Source organism: Serratia sp. NCCP-200 (genome assembly GCF_059697885.1).
The window spans coordinates 60593-86083 of sequence record NZ_BAAKUJ010000002.1 but is presented as its reverse complement, the minus strand read 5'-3'; the positions used below and the strand labels follow the sequence as shown (position 1 = coordinate 86083).

The following is a 25491-nucleotide window of genomic DNA, read 5'->3' as shown; positions in this document are numbered from 1 at the left end:
CGCCCCCAACGATGTGGGCTATAGTGAGTTGAGTGTTTAAAACCGTAATGCTTTGAGTTAGAAATTGAATTTCATTGGGCATCGCTTTCGGTTGTGTCATTTTGCACCGTGCTGTCACCGTCAGGGAGTTGGCGAGACAGCCAGAGAACAGGGGTTTATTTTGGATATGCGCAGACTGTTGACCCGCATTACCGGGTTGATGTTATTGGTTATGTTTTGGGCGCCGTTAAGCTGGGCCGCGCAAGGCTGGCAACCGCTGGCGGAAAAGATCAACAAAAGCGATCACGATCCGCGTGAATACCAGGCTATCAAGCTGGATAACGGCATGACCGTACTGTTGGTGTCCGACGCGTTGGCACCAAAGTCACTGGCTGCTCTGGCGCTGCCGGTCGGCTCGCTGGAAGATCCCAACAGCCAACTTGGCCTGGCTCACTACCTGGAACATATGGTACTGATGGGTTCCAAGCGCTATCCAGAACCCGAGAACCTCTCCGAGTTTTTGAAAAAGCACGGTGGTAGCCACAATGCCAGCACCGCGTCTTACCGTACTGCGTACTATCTGGAAGTGGAAAATGACGCTTTAGAACCCGCTGTCGATCGTATGGCCGATGCCATTGCCGAACCTATTTTGGATCCCGGCAATGCGGACCGCGAACGCAACGCGGTGAATGCCGAGTTGACGATGGCGCGCTCTCGTGACGGTATGCGCATGGCGCAGGTTGGGGCAGAAACCCTCAATCCGGCTCACCCTAGCGCACGTTTTTCTGGCGGCAACCTCGAGACGTTGCAGGACAAGCCAGGCAGCAAGCTGCATGAAGAACTGGTTAGTTTTTATAAGCGTTACTATTCTGCCAACCTGATGAAGGGCGTGCTGTACAGCAACCAATCCTTGCCTGAACTGAGAGCGCTGGCGGTCAAAACCTTCGGCCGCATTCCTAATCACGATGCGAAAGTGCCACCGATCACCGTTCCGGCGGTCACCTCGGAGCAGCAGGGCATCATTATTCATTATGTACCGGCGCAGCCGCGCAAGCAGCTGAAGGTCGAATTCCGTATCGATAACAACAGCGCCGAGTTCCGCAGCAAAACCGATACCTATATCAGCTACCTGATTGGCAACCGCAGCACCAATACGCTTTCCGACTGGCTACAGAAGCAGGGGCTGGCAGATGCCATCAATGCGGGTGCCGACCCGATGATCGATCGCAACGGTGGCGTGTTCTCAATCAGCGTTTCCTTGACCGATAAGGGGCTGGCGGAACGTGACCGGGTGGTGGCAGCGATCTTCAGCTATCTGAAAATGCTACGTGGTGAAGGGATCAAGCAAAGTTATTTTGACGAGATCGCTCATGTACTGAATCTGGATTTCCGCTATCCGTCGATTACCCGCGACATGAATTACATCGAATGGTTGGTGGACACCATGCTGCGCGTGCCTGTAGAGCATACGCTGGATGCGCCGTATCTGGCCGATCGCTACGATCCTGAAGCCATTGCTGAACGCCTGGGGCAAATGACGCCACAAAATGCGCGTATCTGGTTTATCAGCCCGAATGAGCCACACAACAAAACGGCTTACTTTGTCGAGGCACCTTATCAGGTCGAGAAAATCAGCGCGGAACGTTTCGCGAAATGGCAGCAGTTGGGTAAAGATATCGCACTTTCTCTGCCGGGGCTGAATCCTTATATTCCGGATGAGTTTACCCTGAACAAACCCTCACATGAGTTTACCAAACCGGAAATGGTGGTGAACCAGCCAGGGCTGCGGGTGCTGTATATGCCAAGCCGCTATTTTGCCGATGAACCCAAGGCCGATGTGACTGTCGCGTTGCGTAACGCCAAAACCATGGATTCCGCGCGTAATCAGGTGCTGTTCTCGTTGATGGATTATCTGGCGGGGATCTCGCTAGATGAGTTGAGCTATCAGGCTTCTGTGGGTGGGATTAGCTTCTCTACCTCGCCTAATAATGGCCTGATGTTTAGCGCCAATGGCTTTACCCAGCGTCTGCCACAGCTGTTGACCTCGCTGATTGAAGGCTACTCCAGCTTTACCCCAACGCAAGAGCAGTTGGAACAGGCGAAATCCTGGTATCTGGAACAGTTGGATTCCGCCGAGAAGGGTAAAGCCTTTGAGCTGGCGATCCAGCCGGTACAGATGCTGTCCCGCGTGCCTTACTCCGAGCGTAGCGAACGCCGCGAAGTGCTGAAAACCATTACGTTGCAAGACGTGCTGGCTTACCGTGACAGCCTGATGGCCGGGGCCACGCCGGAGTTACTGGTAGTGGGCAATATGAGCAAGCAACAGGTGGACACGTTGGCTTCTTCACTGAAGCAGAGCCTGGGTTGTACTGGTCTGGAATGGTGGCACGGCGAAAACATCGTGATTGCCAAAAACCAGTTTGCCAACCTGCAGCGCCCTGGCAGCAGCACCGATTCGGCGCTGGCGGCGGTGTATGTCCCAACGGGATATGATGAAGTGACCAGCATGGCGTATAGCTCATTGCTGGGGCAGATCATCCAGCCGTGGTTCTACAGCCAATTGCGTACACAAGAGCAGCTCGGCTATGCGGTGTTCTCCTTTGCGATGCCGGTTGGCCGCCAGTGGGGCATTGGCTTCCTACTGCAAAGCAACAGTAAGCAGCCAGCCTACCTCTACCAGCGTTATCAAGATTTCTACCCGAAAACGGAAAAGCGTCTGCGTGAATTGAGTGATGCCGATTTTGCCCAATACAAACAGGCCATGATCAATGAACTGCAACAGCGTCCACAGACCTTAGGTGAAGAAGCGGGCCGCTTTAGCAGCGATTTCGATCGCGGTAATTTCGCCTTCGATACCCGTGAAAAGCTGATCGCTCAGGTACAGACTCTGACGCCTGCCAAGCTGGCGGATTATTTCCATCAGGCGGTGATTAAGCCACAGGGTCTGGCACTGTTGTCTCAGGTGAGTGGCAGCAGCCAGCAGAAAGCCGATTTTGCGGCGCCGGGTGAGGGTTGGGTGACCTATCCTAACGCCTCGTCCCTGCAAAAAACGCTGCCTCGTAAAGTGGCGACGCCATGACGAAAGGCGTTCCTCAGCGGCTTGATCCACTGACGTTGCCGCTGTTTGGTGAACGGCTGATCGAAGCCTCGGCAGGGACAGGGAAGACCTTCACTATCGGTGCTTTGTATCTGCGCCTGCTGCTTGGCTTAGGCCAGGCAGCGGCGTTTCCACGGCCGCTCACGGTAGAAGAGATCCTGGTAGTTACCTTTACCGAAGCGGCGACGGAGGAACTCCGGGGCCGCATTCGCAGCAATATCCACGCATTACGCATTGCCTGCGTACGCGGGCATAGCTCAGACCCGCTGTTTGCCGCGCTGATGGCGGAGATTGGCGATCTGCCAGAGGCCGCAGCGCAATTGCTGGCTGCCGAGCGCCAGATGGACGAAGCGGCGATCTACACTATCCACGGTTTTTGTCAGCGAATGCTCACTCATAACGCATTCGAGTCGGGCATTCTGTTTGAACAAACGCTGGTGCAGGACGAACTGCCGTTGCGTCGTCAGGCCTGCGCCGATTTTTGGCGGCGTCACTGTTATCCATTGCCACTGGGCGTTGCCCGGGCGGTCAGTCAGGAGTGGAGCGGCCCAGAGGCTTTGTTGAGCGATCTCTCGGGCTATTTGCATGGCGAAGCTCCCACTCTGCGTCAGCCGCCGAAAGATGACGAAACGGTGCTGATGCGCCATGAACAGATAGTTGCGCGGATCGATGCCCTCAAGGCGCAATGGCAGGCAGCGGCGGCCGATCTGGAAGCGCTCATCAGTCAGTCTGGCGTCGACAAACGCAGCTACAGCAGCAAACATTTACCCAACTGGCTGAATAAGGTGGGGGAATGGGCGGGGCAGGAAACCGAAGATTACCAGTTACCCAAAGAGCTGGAGAAGTTCCGCCAATCGGTGCTGCTGGAGAAAACCAAAAAAGGTGAAGCTCCGCGGCATCCGCTGTTTGTGGCGATTGATGAGCTGTTTGCCGAACCCTTGACCCTGCGCGACCTGATCATGGCACGGGCGCTGAGCGAAATACGCCTTTCCATTCAACAGGAAAAACGCCAGCGTGCCGAACTGGGGTTTGACGATCTACTCAGCAGGCTGGATGCGGCACTGCAAAGCGCAGGTGGTGAACAACTGGCGCTGGCGATCCGTCAGCGTTATCCGGTGGCGATGATCGATGAGTTTCAGGATACCGACCCACAGCAGTACCGGATCTTCCAGAAACTGTATGTTGGCCGGGAAGAGTGTGGCCTGCTGCTGATCGGAGATCCCAAACAAGCGATTTACGCCTTCCGTGGGGCAGACATTTTTACCTATATGAAGGCTCGTTCAGAGGTAAGTGCCCACTATACCTTAGAGACCAACTGGCGCTCATCACCGGCGATGGTTGGCAGCGTTAACCGCCTGTTTGCTCAGGTGGAAAAACCATTCCTGTTTGGCCAAATCCCGTTTATCGAGGTGGCTGCCGCAGCGAAGAATCAGGAACTGGTCTTCGAGTGGCAGAATAAGCCGCAACCGGCTATGCAATTTTGGCTGCAACCTGGGGATGGGGCCGGAGTAAGTGATTACCAACAATTAATGGCGCGCTTGTGTGCAGCCCAGATCCGCGACTGGCTGAGTGCCGGGCAGGCCGGAGAAGCCTGGCTGGTCAAAGGGGAGCAACGCCGCCACGTTCAGGCTTCGGATATTACCATTCTGGTGCGTAGCCGCGCCGAAGCGGCGTTGGTGCGTGATGCACTGAGCGCGCTGGCCATTCCCTCGGTTTACCTTTCCAACCGTGACAGCGTGTTTGATACGCCGGAAGCCAAAGATTTACTGTGGCTGCTACAGGCGGTACTGGCTCCCGAACAGGAGCGAACCTTGCGTTGCGCTTTGGCCACCGGCCTATTGGGGTTGGATGCCTTGACGCTGGATGGACTAAATCATAACGAGTCCGCTTGGGATGATTTGGTCAACGAGTTTGATGAATATCGTAGCCACTGGTTGCGCCGTGGCGTGTTACCAATGCTGCGTGAGGTGATGGCCAAGCGGCATCTGGCAGAAAACCTGCTGGCCAGCCCTGGGGGGGAGCGCCGTTTGACCGATGTCATGCACCTGGGGGAACTGTTGCAGGAAGCCACGGCGCAGCTGGACGGTGAACACGCGCTGGTGCGCTGGTTGGCGCAGCAGATCGCTCAGCCGAATCGCCAGTCGGACAATCAGCAACTGCGGCTGGAAAGCGACCGCCATCTGGTGCAGGTGATCACCATCCACAAGTCGAAAGGGTTAGAGTTCGATCTGGTATGGCTGCCTTTTGTGGGGAATTTCCGCCAGCAGCAACAGGTGCTGTACCACGATCGCCAGACCTTTAAAGCCCTGCTGGATCTGAATGCCAACGAAGAAAGCGTGGCCTGGGCGGAAGAGGAACGGTTGGCAGAGGATTTGCGCCTGCTGTACGTGGCGCTGACCCGTTCGGTGTATCACTGCAGCATCGGTATTGCGCCGTTGTTCCTCGGTACGCGCAAGAAGCAGGGCGATACGGATTTGCACCGCAGCGCGCTGGGATATCTGGTGCAGGCGGGGCAGGCGGGCGATGCGGCTTATCTGCAAAACTGCCTGCAACAGCTGGCAACTCAGGGCATCGCGCTGTCGCTGGTGGATGCACCGGGTGAACAGAGCTGGCAGCCACAGATGGCCGCCGCCGCAGAACTGACGGCCAGGCAGTTTCCACGCAGGATGCAGGATTTCTGGCGGGTTACCAGCTATACCGGCTTGCAACAGCATGGCGCAAGCCGGATGCAGGAGCTGTTGCCGCGCCTGGACGTTGATGCCGTTGGTGAGGGCGATACGGCTACACCACCCGCATTGACTCCCCATACTTTCCCGCGCGGCGCGGCACCTGGAACCTTCCTGCACAGCCTGTTTGAGGAGTTGGACTTTACCCAACCGCTAGATGAACAGTGGCTGTTGGCGCAGTTACAACTGCAAGGGCTGGAGGAGCATTGGTTGCCGATATTATCCGGCTGGATGCAGGTGTTGCTGAATGCGCCACTTAATAGCAGCGGCGTCGCGCTATCCGCCTTACCGGCGGGAGCCAGGCAGGCAGAACTACAGTTCTATCTGCCGATCGGTGGCTTGCTGCAAGCGCAGCAGTTGGATGAACTGGTAAAACGCTACGATCCCCTTTCTGCTGGCTGCCCGGCTCTGGATTTCCAACAGGTTCAGGGCATGCTGAAAGGCTTTATCGATCTGGTGTTCTGCTGGCAGGGCAAATACTACCTACTGGATTACAAATCCAACTGGCTGGGCGAAGACAGCAGCGCCTATACCCAAGAGGCGATGGCGCGGGCGATGGCTGAACACCGCTACGATCTGCAATACCAACTCTATACCTTGGCGCTGCACCGCTATCTGGGGCATCGTCTGGCGGATTACGATTACCAGCGCCATTTTGGCGGGGTAATTTATCTGTTTCTACGCGGGGTAGATGCCGAGCATGAGGGCAACGGTATTTTTGCCTGTCGTCCGGAGTTCGCTCTGGTTGAAGGAATGGATCGCCTGTTTAGCGGTGAAACGGTCGACGTTGAGGATGGGCAATGATTGAGATTTTGCATCAGGCGTTGGCTCTGGGCGCCTTGCGACCGCTGGACGTGCAATTTGCCCAGGTGGTCGCCAATGATGATGAGCCGGATATCCTGCTGGCCGCCGCCTGCCTGAGCTCGGAGGCCGGTGCGGGCCACGTTTGTCTGTTGCTCGAACAACTATTGCCGGAAAATCTGTTTGGTGGCCGCCAGCCGGAGTTGGCCTTGGCTGCCTGGCAGGCCTGCGGGCAACCGGACGTGGCGAGTTGGCAACAGCGTCTGGCGGTCTCGCCAGCGATTAGCGATGGCAGTACGGCAACGCCGATGGTACTGCAACAGCAGCGGCTGTATCTGCAACGCATGTGGCAGAGCGAAGGTGACGTCGCCACTTTTATCAGCAGCGACAGCGTGCCACAGGAACTTGAAGAGGCGCAGCTGCGCACTATCCTCGATCGGTTATTTGGCGCGGCCACGGACGAACCTGATTGGCAAAAAATTGCCGCAGCGGTAGCGGCCACGCGCCGCATCGCAATTATTTCCGGCGGCCCCGGTACTGGCAAAACGACCACCGTCGCCAAGCTGTTGGCGGCGCTGGTGCAGTTGGCGGACGGGGAGCGTCTGCGTATCCAGCTTGCTGCACCTACCGGTAAAGCAGCGGCTCGTCTAACCGAATCCTTGGGAAGCGCTAGCCGTCAGTTGGACTTAACCCCGGAGCAACGTGCCTTGTTTCCTACGGAAGCGGCGACGTTACACCGCTTGCTGGGGGCCCAGCCAAACAGCCAGCGCATGCGCTATCACCGGGGGAACCCGCTGCATCTGGATGTGCTGATCGTAGACGAGGCTTCGATGGTGGACTTGCCCATGATGGCAAGGTTGATTGCCGCCTTGCCCCCCAAGGCGCGGGTCATCTTCCTTGGCGATCGCGATCAACTGGCCTCGGTGGAGGCTGGAGCCGTGCTGGGGGATATCTGTCGGTTTGCCGAGCAGGGATATAGCGAAACCCGTGCGGCACAGTTGTCGCGCCTGACCGGTTGCCCTTTGCAAGGGCAGCCAGCGCAGGCCGAGGCAGCGGTGCGCGACAGCCTGTGTCTGCTGCGCAAGAGTTACCGGTTTGATGCCAAATCCGGCATTGGCCAGTTGGCTTTGGCGGTGAATGCTGGCGATAGCAAGCGCGCCCTGGCGGCGTTGAACGGCAGCTATGCCGACGTGGCGGGTTATCCGCTGGCAGAAACCGAAGATTATCAACGGCTGCTGGATAGCTGCGTTGCCGGTTATCGCGACTATCTGCGGCTGGTAGCAGAAGGGGCGGGGGCCGTAACGATCCTGGATGCCTTTGGCCGTTTCCAGTTGCTCTGCGCACTGCGCGAAGGGCCATTTGGCGTTGCTGGGTTGAATGAGCGTATCGAAAGTGGGTTGCAGCGTGCCGGTTTGATTCGGCGTAATCCTGGCCCCGCCGGGCGTTGGTATTTAGGGCGACCGGTGATGATTGGCCGCAACGATAGCGCGCTGGGGCTGTTTAACGGCGATATAGGCATTGCCTTGCCCGGTGAGGGCGGCGAGCTGCGCGTGCATTTCCAATTACCGGACGGCAGCATCAAATCGGTACAGCCTAGCCGCTTACCGGCGCATGAAACCGCCTATGCGATGACGGTGCATAAATCACAGGGTTCGGAGTTCGACCATACGGCGCTGGTGCTGCCGAACCATTTTCTGCCGGTACTGACCCGTGAATTGGTTTATACCGCCATTACCCGCGCGCGCCAGCGGTTGTCGCTCTATGCGGTAGACAAGGTGTTGGTAAGCGCTATCCGCACCCCCACGCAGCGCCGCAGCGGGTTGGCAGAACGCTTGCAGATCGGGAAGTAACAACGGGTGGGCGCTTGCTAGTGCTGCCTTACAATCAAACATAAAAAACGACAGATGATGGGGTTTGATATCGTTGACAAACCCTCGCCGGGTTCACCACGTAGGGGCGCAGCACGCTGCGCCCGTCCGGATAATCAATGGGTTAGCTAGGGTAAGTCAAAGATCGGCCAACAGGATCTTCGAGCGGCGCTGGTAGTTATATAAAGCCTGCTTCTGCATCGGCAGCACGTCGACTTCCGCCGGAGTGAAGCCGCGCTCCTGGAACCAGTGGATGCTGCGTGTGGTCAGCACAAACAGCTTCTGTAGCCCCATCTGGCGCGCCTGGCTTTCTACCCGCTGCAGCAGCATCTCGCCCCGCGACGAGCTGCGGTAATCCGGATGCACCGCCACGCAGGCCATCTCACCAATCTTCTCTTCCGGGAACGGATAGAGCGCCGCGCAGGCGATGGTCAGGTTATCGCGTTCGATAATCGTGAACTTGTCGATCTCCATCTCCAACTGTTCGCGCGAACGGCGGACTAAAATCCCCTGTTGCTCCAATGGGCGGATCAGCTCAAGTATCCCACCGATATCATTGATGGTCGCCCGGCGTACCTGCTCGGCGCTCTCCATAACGATTTGGGTACCGATACCGTCGCGTGAAAACAGCTCCTGTACCAGTGCCCCATCCTCCTGATAGCTGATCAGGTGGCTGCGGCGTACCCCGCTGCGGCAGGCCTTTACCGCGCCGCGCAGGAAGCGCACGGTGCCGGAATGGTAGTCACCTGCCTCTTCCAACTGCTCGATACGTTTTTGTGCATCGTTGGGGAACAGTTCGGAAAGGATATTGCCTTCCGCATCTGTCACCCCTTGTGATGAACAGAAGCCGATCATTTTCTCGGCCTTCAGCTTGATTGCCAACTGGGTAGCGACTTCTTCCGAGGTCAGGTTAAAGCTTTCGCCAGTCACCGATACCGCCACCGGGCCAATCAGCACGATGGCCTTACTATCGAGTTGGCGATGAATGGCTTCTTCATCAATACGGCGGATACGGCCGCTGTGGCAATAATCGACGCCGTCATCCACGCCCAGCGGTTGAGCGATAATAAAGTTGCCGCTCACTACGTTAATGTGCGCCCCTTGCAATGGGGTGTTATTCAGGCTCATGGAAAGCCGTGCGGTAATATCCAGCTGTAACAAGCCGGCGGCCTGCTTGACCAGCTCTAGCGTATGGGCGTCGGTCACCCGGGTATGCTTATGGTAAATCGGCTCGTAGTTATGCTGCGCCAGATTGGCGTCAATCTGCGGCCGTGCACCGTAGACCACCACCAGACGAATACCCAGGCTGTGTAACAGCCCGATATCGTTGACGATACTAGAAAAGTTTTCATGTTCAATAGCTTCGCCACCCAGCATGACGACAAAGGTCTTGCCACGGTGAGTATTGATATAGGGAACTGAGTGACGGAATCCTTGCACCAGCTCTGTACTACGTTCCTTCACGGCAAGACCTCATTTGCATATTTATACGGTATTTTTGTATTTTTATTCTTTTATTGCGCCAAAGGCAAGCAGGAAATGACAGTGATTTTTCTGATAAATACGCTAACTGATTAATAAATTGAAAGATCATAAAAAGATTTTCTGATGACAGCGGTGAATGGATTGGGTAAAGTTTTTGCCATTGTTTTTTTTTGCTGTTTTTTTAATCGTTATTTTTACCGGAGCCGCATGCCTAACTCTAATCACAATCCGGGTCGCCGTCGTTTGTTGCAGGGGGTTGCTGCAACCTGGTTGCTGAGTGTGAGTCGCGTTGGTTTCGCCGCTGCTTCTCATGTGATTGCCGTCCGTGTCTGGCCTTCCTCGACCTATACCCGAGTCACGCTGGAATCCAATGTCCCGCTAAAATACAAACAGTTTGCGCTGACCAATCCAGAACGCATCGTGGTGGATGTGGAAGGGGTACAGCTGAATAGCGTGCTTAAAGGCATCGCCGGACAGGTGCGCAAAGAAGATCCCTATCTGAAACAGGCGCGGGTCGGCCAGTTTGACAAGAATACCGTCAGGCTGGTGCTGGAACTCAAGCAAAGCGTCAGCCCAAATATGTTTACCCTGACTCCCGTCTCCGAATATCGCAACCGCCTGGTAATGGATCTTTATCCTACCAAGGGGGGCAGCGGTGAAGAGTATGATCCGCTGTTGGCGTTACTGGAAGATTACAACAAGGGCGATCTGGAGCGGACGTTACCGGCAGAAGCACCACAGGCCGGTAAGGCAGGGCGTGATCGGCCAATTGTGATCATGCTCGATCCTGGGCATGGCGGGGAAGATCCGGGGGCCATCGGCAAAAATAAAACCCGTGAAAAAGATATCGTGCTGCAGATTGCCCGTCGTCTCAGTGCGCTGATCAAACGCGAACCCAACATGAAAGTGTTTATGACGCGTAATGAAGACGTGTTTATCCCATTAAAGGTACGTGTAGCCAAAGCGCGTAAGCAGCGGGCCGATCTGTTTGTCTCGATCCACGCCGATGCCTTCAGCAACCGTGCGGCACGCGGTTCCTCGGTGTTTGCGCTTTCTACCAAAGGGGCAACCAGTAACGCCGCCAAGTTTCTGGCGCAAACCCAGAACGCCGCCGACGATATCGGCGGAGTCAGCAAGAGTGGCGATCGCTACCTGGATCACACCATGTTCGATCTCTTGCAGACCGCCACCGTCAATGACAGCCTGAAATTCGGTAAGGAAGTGCTGAACCGGATGGGTAAAATTAACCGTTTGCATAAGAATCGTGTCGATCAGGCCGGCTTTGCCGTATTGAAGGCCCCGGATATTCCGTCGATCCTGGTGGAAACGGCGTTTATCAGCAATCTGGAAGAAGAGCGCAAGCTGCGCACCAGCCATTTTCAGCAGCAGGTGGCGCAATCTATTCTGGCCGGGATCAAAGCCTATTTCGCCAACGGTGGCGCATTGGCACGGCGTTGAAGCAAACGTAGCCCAAGGAGGGGCGGCGTAGTTAATTGGGAAGGTAGGGGAAATTCAGATACAAAAAAACACCCGTTAAGGTGCTTGTCTGATGTTATCAAGATTGGTTGCGGGGGCCAGATTTGAACTGACGACCTTCGGGTTATGAGCCCGACGAGCTACCGGGCTGCTCCACCCCGCGTCCGTCTTGATACTGATATTATCGAACCAACCCTTCATGTGATACTGCTATTGCCGTATCGGTTGGTTGCGGGGGCCGGATTTGAACCGACGACCTTCGGGTTATGAGCCCGACGAGCTACCAGGCTGCTCCACCCCGCGTCCGTATAATACCTTTTCTTTCATCGAATCCAACACATTTTTGATACCGTTATCACAGTATCGGTTGGTTGCGGGGGCCAGATTTGAACTGACGACCTTCGGGTTATGAGCCCGACGAGCTACCAGGCTGCTCCACCCCGCGTCCGATGGAAGCGCACTATACTCTCCAGGCATTTTGTTGCAAACCCTTTTTGCATATAATTCACCGAAAGCCATTTTTATGCTGCATTAGTCCCCAATTTGCGTTTTTTTTCATCATAATCATCTGGCTGGGAATTTTTAGCAGTAGCGATTCCTTTATCTATGGCCGTTTGTTATCGTTCAGCCAGTTTACCCGTATCCATTGGGTATGGAACATATCAGTCTGAGAGAGTGTGCAATGAAAGGACGTTGGGGCAAATACCTGCTCGGTGGGTTAGTGATTGCGGTACTGGCCGGTTGTTCGTCAAAACCGACCGACCGGGGGCAGCAGTATAAAGATGGTCATCTGGATCAGTCGCTGGAGTTGGTGAATCGCCCCAATGCCAGAGGCGCCCCGATCAACGGCCAGGATTACGCCAACCAACTGATGGAGATTAAATATGCTTCGCCGTCGCTGTTTAACCGCAATAACTCCACCTATCAGGCGGTGCAAAACTGGATGGCGGCGGGTGCGGATACGCGCCAACTGAACCAGTTCGGCCTCAGCGCCTATCAGATGGAAGGCGTCGATAGCTATGGCAACGTCCAGTTCACCGGCTATTACACCCCGGTGCTGCAGGCGCGTTATACCCAACAGGGCGAATTCCGCTACCCGCTGTACAGCATGCCAGCCAAAGGCAAGCGCCGCCTGCCGGATCGTGCCGGTATCTACTCAGGGGCGCTGGGCAGCCGTTATATCATCGCTTACACCAACTCCCTGATGGATAACTTCATGATGGAAGTGCAGGGCAGCGGCTATGTCGATTTCGGCAATGGCCAGCCATTGGTGTTCTTTGGTTATAGCGGCAAGAACGGCCATGCTTACCGCAGTATCGGCAAGGTGCTGATCGATCGCGGTGAAGTGGCCAAGGCCGACATGTCAATGCAGGCCATTCGCCAGTGGGCGGATACCCACAGCGAAGCCGAGGTGCGTGAACTGCTGGAGCAAAACCCGTCGTTCGTGTTCTTCCACCCGGTGCCTTTCGCTCCGGTGAAAGGGGCCAGCGCGGTGCCGCTGATTGCCAAAGCCTCCGTGGCCTCCGATCGCTCCCTGATCCCGGCCGGTACCACGTTGCTGGCAGAAGTCCCGCTACTGGACAACAAGGGCAAGTTCACGGGAAAATATGAAATGCGCCTGATGGTTGCCCTCGATGTGGGCGGTGCCATCAAGGGCCAGCACTTTGATATGTACCAGGGGATTGGCCCAGAAGCCGGACACTCGGCAGGGTTCTATAATCACTATGGCCGGGTCTGGGTATTGAAAGGCGGTAATCCTGGGGCACAGCTGTTTAGTGCCAATCAACCGTTGACCACCTCGAGTGGTTCCCAGTTGGTTACCCGCTAAGAACGATGGCATATAGCTTGACCCGCAGGGCCGGATCTTCCGGCCCTGCCTATTTGCAACCAAGGTAAGTAAAGCAAAATGAGTACAGCCTATTCAGAGGCCTATCTACAGCGTTTTGGCGGCACGGCACGCCTGTATGGTCAGCCGGCATTGGCCCTGTTTGCCCAGGCGCACTTTTGTGTGATCGGCATTGGCGGGGTCGGTTCATGGGCAGCTGAAGCGCTGGCACGCACCGGCATTGGTGCGATCACCCTGATCGACATGGATGACGTCTGCGTCACCAACACCAATCGGCAGATCCATGCTTTGCGCCAGCATGTTGGCCAATCGAAAACCGAAGTGATGGCGGAACGGATCCTGGCGATCAACCCGGAATGCCGGGTGACCTGCGTAGATGATTTTATTACCCCGGACAACGTCGCCGAGCTGTTGAACCATAATTTCAGCTATGTGATTGATGCGATTGACAGCGTACGGCCCAAAGCGGCGTTGCTGGCCTATTGCCGACGCTTCAAGATCCCGGTGGTGACTACCGGCGGTGCCGGTGGGCAGATCGATCCTACGCAGATCGCCGTGGCCGACCTGGCCAAAACCATCCAGGATCCGCTGGCAGCCAAGCTGCGTGAAAGGTTGAAGAACGACTTTAACGTGGTGAAAAACAGCAAAGGCAAGCTGGGGATCGACTGCGTCTTCTCCACCGAGCCGCTGGTATATCCGCAGCCGGATGGTTCAGTGTGCGCCTCACGCAGTACCGCAGAAGGGCCGAAGAGAATGGATTGCAGCGCGGGTTTTGGCGCGGCGACCATGGTCACCGCGACCTTTGGCTTTATTGCCGTCTCCCACGCGTTGAAGAAGATGGTGGCAAAGGCGGCACGTCAGGCATAGCTGGCAGCGATGGCGTGTACCCTGGCCGCCAAGGCTGCCAGGCCGCTGGCTCGTGTGGCGCTGAGCTGGGCACGCAGCGCCAAGCTATCAAACAGGGCCAAAGGATCGATAGCTAAGACCTGCTGAGGCGTTTTGCCTTCGACTGCGGTTAGCAGGATCGCCAGCAGGCCGCGCACAATGCGTCCTTCGCTATCGCCATAAAAATGCAGTGTTCCATCAGCCAACCGCTGGTGCCCCAACCAGACCCGGTTTTCGCAACCGCTCAGTTCCATCTCCGTTTGCCGCAGATCGGCCGCCAGCGATGGCAAGCGTTTCGCCAGCATGATCAGTTGGCGGTAACGGTCTTCCCACTGTTTTAGCGCGCTGAAGGTTGTTATCAGCGTCTCGGCGGTGATTTCACGGCCAAAAGGGTGAGGGGCAAGCATCGGTTCTCCGTTGTGCATCTTATTCCGCCAGTAGTTCGATGGCGTTAGTTAACGCCAGCACCAGAGCATCGACGTCTTGCGGCGTATTATAAGGCGCAAATGACGCACGTAACGTTCCGCTGACCCCTAATGCGGCGATCAAAGGTTGGGCGCAGTGTTGGCCAGCGCGTACCGCGATGTTCTGTTCGGCTAACAGGGTGACGATATCACTGTGGTGGATCCCGGCGATATCAAAGGCCAGCAGGCTGGAGCCGGAACTGCGGAAGCTGCGAAATCCGGGTAACTGCTGTAAACGCTGTTCGGCATTTTGCGCCAGGGCGCGGCTGTATTGCTCGGCGGCGGCCATATCCTGCGTTTCCAGCCAGCTCAACGCGGCACCCAGCCCCAGTACTCCGGCAATATTTGGCGTACCGGCTTCAAAACAGTGCGGCGGTTTTTGTGGCGTAAAGCCGCTGAAAGAAGCCTGCGTCAGCATTTTCCCCCCGCCTTGCCATGGCCCCATTTGAGCCAGCAACGCGGTTTTGCCATATAACGCACCAATGCCAGTTGGGCCATAGAGTTTATGCGCTGAGAAGGCGTAGAAATCGATATCGAGCCGCTGAACGTCGGCAGGGCAATGCACAATACCCTGTGCGCCGTCGATCATCACTACCGCGTTCACCGCATGGGCCAACTCAATAGCCAGCGCGATATCCGGGCAGCCTCCCGTGACGTTGGACATTTGCCCCAAGGCCAGAATGCGGGTTTTCTCGCACAACAGCGTAGGGAGCAGCGTCAAATCTGGCAGGCGATCGGGGCCAATCGGCAGCTTCACCACTTTGGCACCGGTCTGTTCTGCCACCATCAACCATGGGATCAGGTTGGCATGATGCTCCGCCTCGCTAACCAGGATCTGCTCCCCCGGCTGCAGGCGTGGGCGAGCATAGCTCTGCGCGACTAAATTGATGGCTTCCGTGGTGCCGCGGGTCCAAACGATGTCGTCCGCACAAGGGGCATTAATCAAGGTGGCAACCTGCTGGCGTGCCTGCTCAAAGCGCTGGGTCAAATCCTGCGCCGCACGATGTTGGCTGCGGTGTACGGTGGCGGCATCTGCGCTGTAAAACTGCTGCGTGGCGTCGATCACCGCCTGCGGTTTTAGCGCGGTAGCGGCACTGTCCAGATAAATTCCTGCCTGTTGAAGGGCCGGGAACTGGCTGCGGAACAAGGTAGGCTCAAAAGGCTTCATCGGCTGATTATCAGTGGCTTTGTCAGCCATTGATCCTGTCCTATTTTGCCGTCAGAGACAAGTTATCCCGAACAATTGTCGCTGTTTCCTGGAAATCTGACGAAAGTTTGTTATGCTGAATATTGGCGTTCGAATGAGTCCCTTAAATAACAGAAATGATTTTTTCAGCATTTTTATCTACAAGGAGTCACAAATGAACAAGACAGCCGCAGTTATCTCTGCCCTGATGCTCACGTTTACCCTGGCAGCCTGCTCAAGCAACTACGTCATGCATACCAGCGATGGGCGCACCATTGTCGCCGATGGAAAACCCAAGGTGGATGACGATACCGGGATGATCAGCTACAAAGATGCCAACGGCGTTGAGCAGCAGATTAACCGTGCCGATGTGAAGGAGATGGTTGAAGGTAATCAGTAACTTCCAGGCAAAAAAAAGCACCGCGAAGTTGGCGGTGCTGCATAAAATCACTATGGACAGACAGGGTAAATGTACAGGAAGTGAAAAACAGTAGCCTAGCTACCATGTCCGAATTGGCGGACAAATTGCAAACACAACATCACAACCACAAGCCAAAAGTTCATCGGCGTCTTCGACACCCAATCCCTTTTCGTTCCGGCCCAGGAAGTGTCGCCACTATAGGTATTTACTGGCGCATGCTCAACGGACAATTTATAATGGCTCGGATTAAAAAAACTAATGGCAATAGTCCACGCGGATGGGCTAGTGGCGTTATGTATCATGCAGCCTGATCTCGTTTGCGAAACCCGGTGGTCATTTGTTACATAAATGTAACTAAAGCCGATGAATTGCAAATTGGCCGCTCTGGCGTGTCCCTGCGCTCGCGGCATTTTTCGGCACAGCTAGGTAGCGGTAAGGACGCGTTCAGCCGACAACGCCGCAGTTTGCCATACAAAAGGGTCAATGAATGTCTAAACGTCTCCCTCCTCTTAATGCTCTGCGGGTTTTTGACGCGGCAGCCCGCCATTTGAGCTTTACCAAGGCGGCAGAGGAGCTGTTTGTTACCCAGGCCGCAGTCAGCCATCAGATCAAGTCTCTGGAGGATTTCCTGGGGCTGAAACTGTTTCGACGGCGCAACCGTTCGCTGTTGCTGACGGAAGAGGGGCAGAGTTATTACCTGGATATCAAAGAGATTTTCTCTTCGATCAATGAGGCAACACGCAAGCTTCAGGCACGCAGTGCCAAGGGGGCTTTGACCGTCAGCCTGCCGCCCAGTTTCGCCATTCAGTGGTTGGTGCCACGTCTTTCCAGCTTTAACTCAGCTTATCCGGGGATCGATGTGCGCATCCAGGCCATTGACCGCGAAGAAGAAAAGCTGGCGGATGACGTTGACGTGGCGATCTTTTATGGCCGTGGCAACTGGCCGGGAGTACGCGCCGAGCGTCTGTATGCGGAATATCTGCTGCCGGTTTGTTCTCCCAGCCTGTTAATGGGCGATCATGCACTGAAAGTGCCGGGCGATCTGGCTTATCATACGCTTCTGCATGATACTTCACGCCGCGACTGGCTGGCATACACCCGCCAACTGGGGTTACAGCATATCAACGTGCAGCAAGGGCCAATCTTTAGCCATAGCGCCATGGTGGTTCAGGCGGCCGTTCATGGCCAGGGGATTGCGCTGGTGAATAACGTGATGGCGCAAACCGAGATCGAAGCCGGTCGGCTGGTCTGCCCGTTTAACGATGTGTTGGTAAGTAAAAACGCTTTTTATCTGGTATGTCATGACAGCCAGGCAGAACTGGGTAAAATAGCCGCCTTTCGCCAATGGATCTTGGCGCGTGCGGCCAGCGAACAGGAGAAGTTCCGCTTTCGCTATGAACAATAAGGCCGGCTGCGGTGACGTTGTGGCTGGTTAATCTCGATTAAGGTGAATAATGATGAGTAGCCGTTCTATGCTGATTTTTGCTGCTATCAGTGGTTTTGTCTATGTTGCTCTGGGCGCGTTTGGTGCGCACGTATTGAGTAGTGCGCTTGGGGTCAATGAAATGGCCTGGATCCGCACCGGGCTTGATTACCAGGGGTTCCATACTCTGGCGATCCTGGGGCTGGCCGTTGCCATGCAGCGTCGGGTCAGCCTGTGGTTTTACTGGAGCGGAGCGCTGTTGGCGCTCGGCACCGTGTTGTTCAGCGGCAGCCTGTACTGTCTGGCGCTGTCTCACCAAAAGGTTTGGGTTTATGTCACGCCAGTGGGCGGGACCTGCTTCCTGATCGGTTGGGCATTGATGTTGATTGGCGCTTTGCGTCTGAGGAAAAAGGCCGAGCGCCATGAATAAGATCGCGTTGTACTGCCGCCAAGGCTTTGAGAAAGAGTGCGCGGCGGAAATTACCGACAAGGCCGCCCAGTTGGAAGTGTTTGGCTTTGCCAGGGTTAAAGACAACAGCGGCTATGTGCTGTTTGAATGCTATCAGCCGGACGATGCCGATCGCCTGGCGAAAGAAATCCCGTTCCGTGAGCTGATCTTTGCCCGCCAGATGCTGGTGGTGGGAGAACTGCTGCGTGATTTGCCGCCGGAAGATCGGGTTTCACCGATTGTCGGCATGCTGATGGGCGTGGTCGATCGGGGCGGTGAATTACGGGTAGAAGTACCGGATACCAACGAAAGCAAAGAGCTGCTGAAGTTCTGCCGCAAGCTGACTGTGCCGCTGCGCGGCGCATTGCGTGAGCAGAAAGTGCTGATGGCGCGTGAGAATCCCTCTCGCCCGGTGGTACACGTGTTCTTTATCGCACCGGGCTGTTGCTACGTGGGATATTCCTATAGCAACAACAACTCCCCGTTCTATATGGGGATCCCACGCCTGAAGTTCCCGTCCGATGCGCCAAGCCGCTCTACGCTGAAGCTGGAAGAGGCTTTCCACGTTTTCATCCCGGCAGACGAATGGGACGAGCGTTTAGGCAGTGGGATGTTTGCGGTCGATCTGGGGGCTTGCCCTGGCGGCTGGACCTATCAGTTGGTCAAACGCAGCATGATGGTCCATTCGGTGGACAACGGCCCGATGGCTCCGAGCCTGATGGATACCGGGCAGGTGACCCACCATCGTGTCGACGGCTTCCGCTTTGAACCGACCACCAGCAAAAACTACTGGGTAGTGTGCGATATGGTGGAGAAGCCGGCAAAAGTGACCAGCCTGATGATCCAATGGTTGCTCAAAGGCTGGTGCCGTGAGGCGATCTTTAACCTGAAGCTGCCGATGAAGAAGCGCTACGAAGAGGTGGCGCAGAACCTGCAAAGCATCCACGAAGCCTTGGCCAACGAGGGGATTAGCGCAGAGATCCACGCCAAGCAGCTGTACCACGATCGTGAAGAGATCACCGTACACGTGCGCCGCATGTGGTCGGCCATTCCCGGCCGCCGCGACGAGCGCGAGTAAGGCGTAAGGGCGTTGCTGCTGGCAGCGCCCTTAATTTATTGGCAAACGTAACTGTTGCAGATTGCCGTCCAGCGTCAGATCGGTACGCAAAGTGGCGACCTGCTTGCTGATATAGGCCAGCTCGCGGTGCTCTAACAGCTTGCTGTGCCACTTCTCCGGCACCTGCTCCAGGTGTTGATACAGACCATCCAGACTCCCCATCTGTTGCAGTAGCAATACCGCCGTTTTTGGCCCGATACCGGCAACGCCTGGGATCTTGCTGCTACCAATGCCTGCCAGTCCCCAATAATCCGTGAGTTGTTGCGGCAACACACCAAACTCTTGCTGCACAAACGGCATATCCAACCAACGTTTCTGGAAGTAGTCACGGATCTGTACGCTGGGTGCCAGCAGCTGGCAGTAGCCTTTGTCGGTAGAGACAATCGTCACCTGGTGCCCGCCTGCGGCAATTTTGACCGTCAGCGTCGCAGCCAGATCGTCCGCCTCATTGCCAGCCGAATGCCAACTGGCCACCCCAAGCTCGGCAAACGCTTCGCGCAGCTGCGGCATTTCCTGATGCAGGTTTTCCGGCATCGGCGAACGTCCGGCTTTGTAATCGGGCAGAATTTGATGGCGCCAGCTCTCGCTACGGTCGTCTTCGTCGAACACCGCCACGGCGTGGGTGGGCTGGCTGTGTTGAATCAACTGCTGTAGCGCATGCTTGCAAGCGTTGACACAAGGGGAGCCTTGCACCGCATGAATGCGGCGGATTAGGTTCAGAGCATCGACAATCAGTAAATGTATAGGCATAGGCAAAGCAACAACGTCAGAAAAATAAGGGCGACTATTACGCCGCCCAGAGGTGATGATCAGGCTACGATCTCGTAGCAAGGCACGTAGGCAGTTCCCGGCAATTTCATGCGGTGCTGGGCGACAAAGCCCTGCAACAGGTTATCCATCTGCTTCATCATCAACGGATCGCCATGCAGCTTGTAAGGGCCGAACTGTTCGATGGCATGGATGCCGTTCTCCTTCACGTTACCCGCCACGATCCCTGAGAATGCACGGCGCAGGGCCGCGGCCAACTGTTCTGCAGGTTGATTCGGGTACAGGTTGAGGTTGGCCATGTTTTCATGGCTTGGCTCGAAGGGGAGCTGCAGGTCCGGTGCAATACGCATCGACCAGTTAAAACTGTAGGCATCACCGGTATTGCGGCGGTTTTCTTTCACCAGCGGCATGGCCTTTTTCATCTGACGGGCCACTTCGGCCGGATCGTCGATGATGATGGTGTAGTGGCGGCGGGCCTTCTCGCCCAGCGTATTCATGATGAATTCGTCCAGCACGCGGAAATAATCGGCGCTCTCTTTCGGCCCGGTGAGGATCAGCGGCAGTACCTGCTCGCTGTTTTCCGGGTTCATCAGAATGCCCAACAGATACAGCAGTTCTTCCGCTGTACCGACCCCGCCAGGGAAAATGATGATGCCGTGCGCGATCCGCACAAAGGCTTCCAGACGTTTTTCGATATCTGGCATGATCACCAGCTCGTTAACCAGAGGATTTGGCGGCTCGGCGGCAATGATGGAGGGCTCTGTCATGCCGATAAAGCGGCTGTTGTGGTAGCGCTGCTGCGCATGGCCGACGGCGGCCCCTTTCATTGGCGCTTCCATCGCCCCTGGCCCACAGCCGGTACAGATATTCAGCTCGCGCAGGCCCAGCTGGCTACCGACCTTACGGGCATACAGATATTCGTTTTCATTGATCGAGTGGCCACCCCAGCACACTACCATATTCGGGTCTTCGTCGAGGTGCAGCGTGCGGGCATTACGCAGGATGGAGAACACCAGATTGGTGATATGAATGGAGTCTTCCGAATTCAGGTGTTGGAAACGCCCGGCGCTGTCAATTTGGCCGTGGACAAACAGGATATCGCGCAGCACCGCAAACAGGTTGGCCTGCAGTGAACGAATAATGCGGCCATCAACGAAAGCCTCTTCTGGCGGGTTCACCAGCTCCAGTTTTACGCCGCGTTCACGGCGCAGCACGTTGATATCAAAGTTTTCATAACGCGATAGCAGCTGTTTGCTGTTGTCGGTCTGGCTGCCGGAGTTTAACACCGCCAGGGAGCAGTTGCGGAACAAACGGTACAGGTCGCTGCTGGCGGTACGCTTCAGCATGTCTACTTCCAGCTGCGACAACAAATCCATAGCGCCAAGTGGGCTGATATGTGTAATCAAGGTAACTCCTTTGCGCCCATAAATAGGGCGATAATAATCCTTACCTGTCTCTGTGCACTGCGGTAAGAATTTTGTATTGCCTACTGGAATGCCTGAGCAAAAAGCGGGCACTCTTGATTTAACCTTACCGCCGTCTCCGGATTTTTACCAATACAAACCGCCTGTTAGCTCAGTTGTTGAGCATTATTGGCGGGCCAGACGGCCATGCGCTGGTTCGAACGCCACATTGCTGCGCCAAGGATTGATATCCAGACCCCCACGCCGGGTGTAGCGGGCATAAACGCTCAATTGTTGCGGCTGGCAGAAACGCAGCAGATCGTTAAAGATCCGCTCAACGCACTGTTCATGGAATTCGTTGTGATGACGGAACGAAACCAGATAGCGTAGCAGGGCTTCACGGTTGATCTGCGGACCGCGATAGCGGATTTGCACCGAGCCCCAATCGGGCTGGTTGGTGATCAGGCAGTTGGATTTCAGCAGATGGCTGACCAGCGTTTCCTCGACGATTTGGCTACCGGCTGCGCCTTCCAGGTAACCCGTGTCGAACTCGTAGTTATCAATGCTGATGTCTTGCTGGTCGAGGCATTCACCCTCCAACCGGGCGATAGGGCTGCCTTCAAGCCGATCGACGCTGAACAGGCTCACGCTGACATCCCCTTGTGCGCAGGCGGCGAGATCGCGTTGTAGCGTAGAGCGTACCGCTTCCCAGTCTGGGAAGTGGGTTTGGTTAAAGCTGTTGAGATAGAGCTTGAAGCTTTTGGACTCGATCAGGTTGACGCTGTTGGCATTCAGGCTGATTTCTCCCACCGCGACCTGCGGCAGCCCCTTGGCATTGAGCCAGGACAGTTCATACAGCGTCCAGATATCGGCACCGTGGAACGGCAGGTTATCGGGATAAAGCCCCAGCGGCTCCCGGTTCATGCTGCGAGGAACCGCTTGTAACAGTGAGGCATCGTAGCAGTCACGGTATGCGGTTGGCTTGCCCAGCGTCAGTGCCGCCAGAGCCTGATGATCTTGATAGGAGGACATGAGCTGTCACCTTGGTCTTAGATAGGTACAATAGGCACCAGTTTACCGTATGCGAGAAAAAATATGGACCATGATGTATCGCACGCCCTGCGTGAATTTACCCAGCGCTATGTCGACAAATGGCAGCAGCAGTATGGCCATGCCCCGGCTAGCCAGGAACTGTACGGCGTGGCTTCCCCCTGTATTGTCGAAAATCGCGATGATACGGTGCTGTGGCTGCCACAGCCTTTTACGCCAGCGGCCAGCCTGGAAAAGGTGGAGCAGGCGCTGGAACTGCAACTACAGCCGGATATCCACACCTTCTATACCCAACAGTATGCCGGGGATATGAATGCGGAGTTTGGCGAGCATCCGTTGACGCTATTGCAGGTCTGGAGTGAAGACGACTTTATTCGGCTGCAGGAAAATCTGATTGGGCATCTGGTGACGCAAAAACGCCTTAAGCTCTCGCCTACGTTGTTCCTGGCGACCACAGAATCGGAAATGACGGTGGTGTCGCTGTGTAATGTCAGCGGCAACGTGCTGCTAGAGCAATTTGGCAGCAAAAAACGCACGCTATTAGCTGCCAGTTTGGGGAATTTTCTCAATGCGTTACGCCCTAGAGTTAATTAATCGGCTAATTTGCCTTTAGTGCGTGTGCGAGATCTCTTACAAAAGCTGTGAGAGATCGCTTTTAATTTTTCGATTTAGTTAGCCATTTTTTAATTATTAGTTATATATATCAGTTTGTTATGTGTTTTTGTCGATGTGGGTTTAGTCAAATTTACTGTAATCCGTCCTACATGCCCTTGTTAACGGGAAGGAAATAAGCGATCTTATGTCTACCGGAAGGAAGCCGGATGGAGCAGGAAAGCGTCAGGATGATGCAGCTTCAGGAAGAAGAAAGGGATGCACTCAGGAAGAGTGGAAAGGATTGGTATCAGGATGATACACAGGATGTTTCAGGATTGAAACCAAGGACACCTCCAGGACGGAGATAGAGAGCCAGCACAGGATTGTTGGTGGGTCAGGAAGGCCGAGGAACCGCGTCAGGATGATGCTAGAGGATTTTGCGAAGGATTGTTTTGGTCAGGATGGCCGAAAGGAAAAGTTTTCAGGGATTGAGCAGGGAGCACACTTGTAGCGGGATTAGCTATAAAACGAACCGGGGGCACTGTTAACGCAGTGCCCCCAACTTTTTGTCTGGAACAAAGCCAGACAGCTTGTCTGTAGCAAAAGCCAGACAGCAAATCCTGCCTGACTTCCCCCTCAAGGTTTACCCGATTGCCCCCAACGTATCGCCCGTGCTTTGTTTCTTCGGTAGCAGGAACAGCGTGGCGAAAATATCCAACAGGTAAATAGCGGCCAGCAGGCTGATCGCGGCGGTAAAGGAAACCTGAGTGACCAGCGCACCGATCACCAATGGCCCCAACCCACCGACGCCGCGGCCCAGGTTGAACAGGATATTCTGCGCCGTGGCGCGAGCCTGTACCGGGTAGGTGTCAGAAATCAGCGCGCCGTAGCCACCAATCATCCCGTTAACAAACACCCCCATCAGAGCACCCGCAAACAGCATCAGCGTCGGATCGGTGAGTTGCGCATAGCTTATGACCATCACCACGGCGCCAACCTGATAAATGACAAAGATGATCCAACGGGGAAAGCGGTCGGCCAATACGCCGAACAGCCAGATACCGAAGGTCATGCCGATCACCGTGACCCCCGTCCAGACGCCGGATTTGGTCAGCGAGAAGCCAAAGTTTTTGGCCAGATAGGTCGGCATCCAGATCATCAGCCCGTAATAGCCAAAGTTCTGCACCGAGCAGAGGATAAAGATCCCCAGGCTGGCCTTGCCGGTGGCGCGATCCTTAAATAGCAGCTTTAATCGTTGAGTAAAGGAGAGCTGCTGTTCGCTGGTTTTTTGCTGTGTAAACTCTTTGGGTTCGCCCATGGTTCGGCGAATAAGGAAGGAAACCAGCGCCGGCAGCAGGCCTACCAGGAACATGCCACGCCAGCCGATGTAAGGTAGCAACAGCGGGGTGAGGAAGGCCGCGGCAAGTACACCGAGCTGCCAGCCCATGCCCACATAGGCCGAGGCACGGTTGCGCTTCTCAGCGGGCCAGGCTTCGGCGATCAACGCCATGCCAATACCGAATTCGCCACCCAGCCCAATCCCGGCAAGGGTGCGATAGGCCAGCAAGTCCCAGTAGCCGACGGCAACGGCGCACAGGCCGGTAAACAGCGAAAACATCAGGATAGTGATGGTCAGCACGCGGATGCGGCCAAAACGGTCGCTGAGATGGCCGAAGATCACGCCGCCAATCACTGCGCCGATCAATGTCCAGGTCACCAGCGAACCGGCTTGTGATGAGGTGAGACCCAGCTCAGTGGTGATCACCGGCAGCATAAAGCCGAGTATCAACAGATCGAAGCCGTCCATAGCATAACCGGTAACCGAAGCCAGCATGGCTTTACCGGGCGTAGCGTGATTTTTATTGAGTGATGTTGCGGGCATGTCTTTTATCATGTGTGATTTTTGGGTGCGCGTATTGTGCCGTGCCAGGCGTGGCGCCACCAGATAAAATTGGGTGCTTTGGGCTTAAATGTTATGCTTTGCGGCTTGCAGCCGTAGGCTGATTAACATGCTTAAATTGTCGGGAATGTCGATGAGTATATCCAACCAGGTTCGCCATAATTTACAGGCGATTGAACAGTCCATGCGGGATTTGGCGTTGTGGCAGTTGACGCCGCCAGAAGCCGAGGCTTTTGCCAGCACGGAACCCTTTTGCATCGACAGCATGCAGGCCGAAGAGTGGTTGCAGTGGATACTGTTGCCAAGGATGCATGCGCTGCTCGATGCCAATGCGCCACTGCCAACGCGTTTTGCCATCACCCCCTATTTTGAAGAAGCGTTAAAGGATAAACAGCCGAACTGCCTGCCGCTGCTGTTGCTGTTACAACAGCTGGATTCACTGCTCAATATCGAGTTGTAATCGCGCCGCATGCTGCGCCTCTCGTTGTTAGCTCGTCGGGGTTTATAAGCCATTTCCGATTTATGCGTAGCAATGCGCAATTCACGCGGTATGG

General features: G+C 55.5%; 19 protein-coding genes and 3 tRNA genes. 12 read left to right on the top strand and 10 right to left on the bottom strand.

The features are described 5' to 3' along the window. The first annotated feature begins 166 nt into the window (after positions 1 to 166). The 3 genes from ptrA to recD are packed head-to-tail and all read left to right on the top strand — an operon-like array spanning position 167 to position 8453. A complete protein-coding gene (gene ptrA, locus AC6HVW_RS05665; RefSeq protein WP_071682812.1) occupies positions 167 to 3058 on the top strand; it encodes a pitrilysin in 2892 nt (963 codons plus the stop codon). Continuing rightward, the gene (gene recB, locus AC6HVW_RS05660) at positions 3055 to 6606 is read left to right on the top strand and encodes an exodeoxyribonuclease V subunit beta (RefSeq protein WP_071682811.1); all 3552 of its coding nucleotides are present in this window, start codon (positions 3055 to 3057) and stop codon (positions 6604 to 6606) included. The genes ptrA and recB overlap by 4 nt, the downstream gene beginning before the upstream one ends. Continuing rightward, positions 6603 to 8453: an exodeoxyribonuclease V subunit alpha gene (recD, locus tag AC6HVW_RS05655; RefSeq protein ID WP_071682810.1), complete on the top strand. Its 1851-nt coding sequence runs from the start codon at positions 6603 to 6605 to the stop codon at positions 8451 to 8453. Before recB ends, recD begins: the two co-directional genes overlap by 4 nt. A gap of 156 nt (positions 8454 to 8609) precedes the next feature. Here the strand turns inward: recD and argA are convergent, their stop codons facing one another. Then, entirely contained in the window at positions 8610 to 9935 is a 1326-nt protein-coding gene (gene argA, locus AC6HVW_RS05650; protein WP_071682809.1) for an amino-acid N-acetyltransferase, read from the bottom strand. A 228-nt stretch (positions 9936 to 10163) separates the two neighbouring features. On the opposite strand from argA, the gene amiC reads away from it, so the two are divergent. Further along, entirely contained in the window at positions 10164 to 11414 is a 1251-nt protein-coding gene (amiC, locus tag AC6HVW_RS05645) for an N-acetylmuramoyl-L-alanine amidase AmiC (protein ID WP_021179882.1), read from the top strand. 104 nt (positions 11415 to 11518) lie between these two features. Here the strand turns inward: amiC and AC6HVW_RS05640 are convergent. The 3 genes from AC6HVW_RS05640 to AC6HVW_RS05630 all read right to left on the bottom strand — a co-directional run bounded on the left by AC6HVW_RS05640 (position 11519) and on the right by AC6HVW_RS05630 (position 11877). Beyond that, positions 11519 to 11595 (bottom strand) — tRNA-Met (locus AC6HVW_RS05640). 63 nt (positions 11596 to 11658) lie between these two features. Continuing rightward, positions 11659 to 11735 (bottom strand) — tRNA-Met (locus AC6HVW_RS05635). Between the two features lie 65 nt (positions 11736 to 11800). Beyond that, positions 11801 to 11877: transfer RNA gene (locus tag AC6HVW_RS05630), tRNA-Met, on the bottom strand. A gap of 237 nt (positions 11878 to 12114) precedes the next feature. Here AC6HVW_RS05630 and mltA point away from each other — a divergent pair. Both mltA and tcdA read left to right on the top strand, forming a co-directional pair. After that, the gene (gene mltA / locus AC6HVW_RS05625; protein ID WP_497569297.1) at positions 12115 to 13260 is read left to right on the top strand and encodes a murein transglycosylase A; all 1146 of its coding nucleotides are present in this window, start codon (positions 12115 to 12117) and stop codon (positions 13258 to 13260) included. Positions 13261 to 13338: 78 nt separating this feature from the next. Then, entirely contained in the window at positions 13339 to 14145 is an 807-nt protein-coding gene (tcdA, locus tag AC6HVW_RS05620) for a tRNA cyclic N6-threonylcarbamoyladenosine(37) synthase TcdA (RefSeq protein WP_071682807.1), read from the top strand. Here the strand turns inward: tcdA and csdE are convergent. Both csdE and csdA read right to left on the bottom strand, forming a co-directional pair. Continuing rightward, on the bottom strand, positions 14136 to 14570 hold the full coding sequence (gene csdE / locus AC6HVW_RS05615) for a cysteine desulfurase sulfur acceptor subunit CsdE (protein ID WP_024484295.1): 435 nt from the start codon (positions 14568 to 14570) through the stop codon (positions 14136 to 14138). The genes tcdA and csdE overlap by 10 nt on opposite strands. 19 nt (positions 14571 to 14589) lie before the next feature. Then, complete coding sequence (gene csdA, locus AC6HVW_RS05610; RefSeq protein WP_071682819.1) at positions 14590 to 15795, bottom strand: cysteine desulfurase CsdA; 1206 nt, start codon at positions 15793 to 15795, stop codon at positions 14590 to 14592. Between the two features lie 193 nt (positions 15796 to 15988). Here csdA and AC6HVW_RS05605 point away from each other — a divergent pair, with 193 nt between their 5' ends. The 4 genes from AC6HVW_RS05605 to rlmM all read left to right on the top strand — a co-directional run bounded on the left by AC6HVW_RS05605 (position 15989) and on the right by rlmM (position 19183). Then, entirely contained in the window at positions 15989 to 16213 is a 225-nt protein-coding gene (locus AC6HVW_RS05605) for a YgdI/YgdR family lipoprotein (protein WP_021806121.1), read from the top strand. Between the two features lie 508 nt (positions 16214 to 16721). Then, on the top strand, positions 16722 to 17639 hold the full coding sequence (locus AC6HVW_RS05600; RefSeq protein ID WP_021806120.1) for a transcriptional regulator GcvA: 918 nt from the start codon (positions 16722 to 16724) through the stop codon (positions 17637 to 17639). A gap of 52 nt (positions 17640 to 17691) precedes the next feature. After that, complete coding sequence (locus AC6HVW_RS05595; RefSeq protein WP_024484299.1) at positions 17692 to 18087, top strand: DUF423 domain-containing protein; 396 nt, start codon at positions 17692 to 17694, stop codon at positions 18085 to 18087. Next, entirely contained in the window at positions 18080 to 19183 is a 1104-nt protein-coding gene (rlmM, locus tag AC6HVW_RS05590) for a 23S rRNA (cytidine(2498)-2'-O)-methyltransferase RlmM (RefSeq protein WP_021179890.1), read from the top strand. Before AC6HVW_RS05595 ends, rlmM begins: the two co-directional genes overlap by 8 nt. Positions 19184 to 19213: 30 nt before the next feature. Here rlmM and xni read toward each other — a convergent pair whose 3' ends face one another. The 3 genes from xni to queF all read right to left on the bottom strand — a co-directional run bounded on the left by xni (position 19214) and on the right by queF (position 22425). After that, on the bottom strand, positions 19214 to 19972 hold the full coding sequence (xni, locus tag AC6HVW_RS05585) for a flap endonuclease Xni (RefSeq protein WP_071682806.1): 759 nt from the start codon (positions 19970 to 19972) through the stop codon (positions 19214 to 19216). Between the two features lie 59 nt (positions 19973 to 20031). Beyond that, positions 20032 to 21396: a nucleotide 5'-monophosphate nucleosidase PpnN gene (ppnN, locus tag AC6HVW_RS05580; protein ID WP_021179892.1), complete on the bottom strand. Its 1365-nt coding sequence runs from the start codon at positions 21394 to 21396 to the stop codon at positions 20032 to 20034. Between the two features lie 183 nt (positions 21397 to 21579). Further along, positions 21580 to 22425: an NADPH-dependent 7-cyano-7-deazaguanine reductase QueF gene (queF, locus tag AC6HVW_RS05575; protein ID WP_059201647.1), complete on the bottom strand. Its 846-nt coding sequence runs from the start codon at positions 22423 to 22425 to the stop codon at positions 21580 to 21582. Positions 22426 to 22488: 63 nt separating this feature from the next. Here queF and syd point away from each other — a divergent pair, with 63 nt between their 5' ends. Continuing rightward, the gene (gene syd, locus AC6HVW_RS05570) at positions 22489 to 23037 is read left to right on the top strand and encodes a SecY-interacting protein (RefSeq protein ID WP_071682805.1); all 549 of its coding nucleotides are present in this window, start codon (positions 22489 to 22491) and stop codon (positions 23035 to 23037) included. Positions 23038 to 23680: 643 nt separating this feature from the next. Here syd and AC6HVW_RS05565 read toward each other — a convergent pair. Beyond that, the gene (locus tag AC6HVW_RS05565; protein ID WP_071682804.1) at positions 23681 to 24919 is read right to left on the bottom strand and encodes an MFS transporter; all 1239 of its coding nucleotides are present in this window, start codon (positions 24917 to 24919) and stop codon (positions 23681 to 23683) included. 151 nt (positions 24920 to 25070) lie between these two features. On the opposite strand from AC6HVW_RS05565, the gene AC6HVW_RS05560 reads away from it, so the two are divergent. Beyond that, entirely contained in the window at positions 25071 to 25397 is a 327-nt protein-coding gene (locus AC6HVW_RS05560) for a YqcC family protein (RefSeq protein ID WP_024484306.1), read from the top strand. Positions 25398 to 25491 lie beyond the last annotated feature (94 nt).

Bases quoted from the DNA above. Each gene is read 5' to 3' on its own strand.
- csdE (WP_024484295.1), bottom strand. From the start codon at position 14,570: ATGCTTGCCCCTCACCCTTTTGGCCGTGAAATCACCGCCGAGACGCTG.
- AC6HVW_RS05595 (WP_024484299.1), top strand. From the start codon at position 17,692: ATGAGTAGCCGTTCTATGCTGATTTTTGCTGCTATCAGTGGTTTTGTC.
- rlmM (WP_021179890.1), top strand. From the start codon at position 18,080: ATGAATAAGATCGCGTTGTACTGCCGCCAAGGCTTTGAGAAAGAGTGC.
- csdA (WP_071682819.1), bottom strand. From the start codon at position 15,795: ATGAAGCCTTTTGAGCCTACCTTGTTCCGCAGCCAGTTCCCGGCCCTT.
- mltA (WP_497569297.1), top strand. From the start codon at position 12,115: ATGAAAGGACGTTGGGGCAAATACCTGCTCGGTGGGTTAGTGATTGCG.
- AC6HVW_RS05560 (WP_024484306.1), top strand. From the start codon at position 25,071: ATGAGTATATCCAACCAGGTTCGCCATAATTTACAGGCGATTGAACAG.
- queF (WP_059201647.1), bottom strand. From the start codon at position 22,425: ATGTCCTCCTATCAAGATCATCAGGCTCTGGCGGCACTGACGCTGGGC.
- ptrA (WP_071682812.1), top strand. From the start codon at position 167: ATGCGCAGACTGTTGACCCGCATTACCGGGTTGATGTTATTGGTTATG.
- AC6HVW_RS05565 (WP_071682804.1), bottom strand. From the start codon at position 24,919: ATGCCCGCAACATCACTCAATAAAAATCACGCTACGCCCGGTAAAGCC.
- tcdA (WP_071682807.1), top strand. From the start codon at position 13,339: ATGAGTACAGCCTATTCAGAGGCCTATCTACAGCGTTTTGGCGGCACG.
- xni (WP_071682806.1), bottom strand. From the start codon at position 19,972: ATGCCTATACATTTACTGATTGTCGATGCTCTGAACCTAATCCGCCGC.
- recB (WP_071682811.1), top strand. From the start codon at position 3,055: ATGACGAAAGGCGTTCCTCAGCGGCTTGATCCACTGACGTTGCCGCTG.
- recD (WP_071682810.1), top strand. From the start codon at position 6,603: ATGATTGAGATTTTGCATCAGGCGTTGGCTCTGGGCGCCTTGCGACCG.
- AC6HVW_RS05605 (WP_021806121.1), top strand. From the start codon at position 15,989: ATGAACAAGACAGCCGCAGTTATCTCTGCCCTGATGCTCACGTTTACC.
- syd (WP_071682805.1), top strand. From the start codon at position 22,489: ATGGACCATGATGTATCGCACGCCCTGCGTGAATTTACCCAGCGCTAT.
- amiC (WP_021179882.1), top strand. From the start codon at position 10,164: ATGCCTAACTCTAATCACAATCCGGGTCGCCGTCGTTTGTTGCAGGGG.
- AC6HVW_RS05600 (WP_021806120.1), top strand. From the start codon at position 16,722: ATGTCTAAACGTCTCCCTCCTCTTAATGCTCTGCGGGTTTTTGACGCG.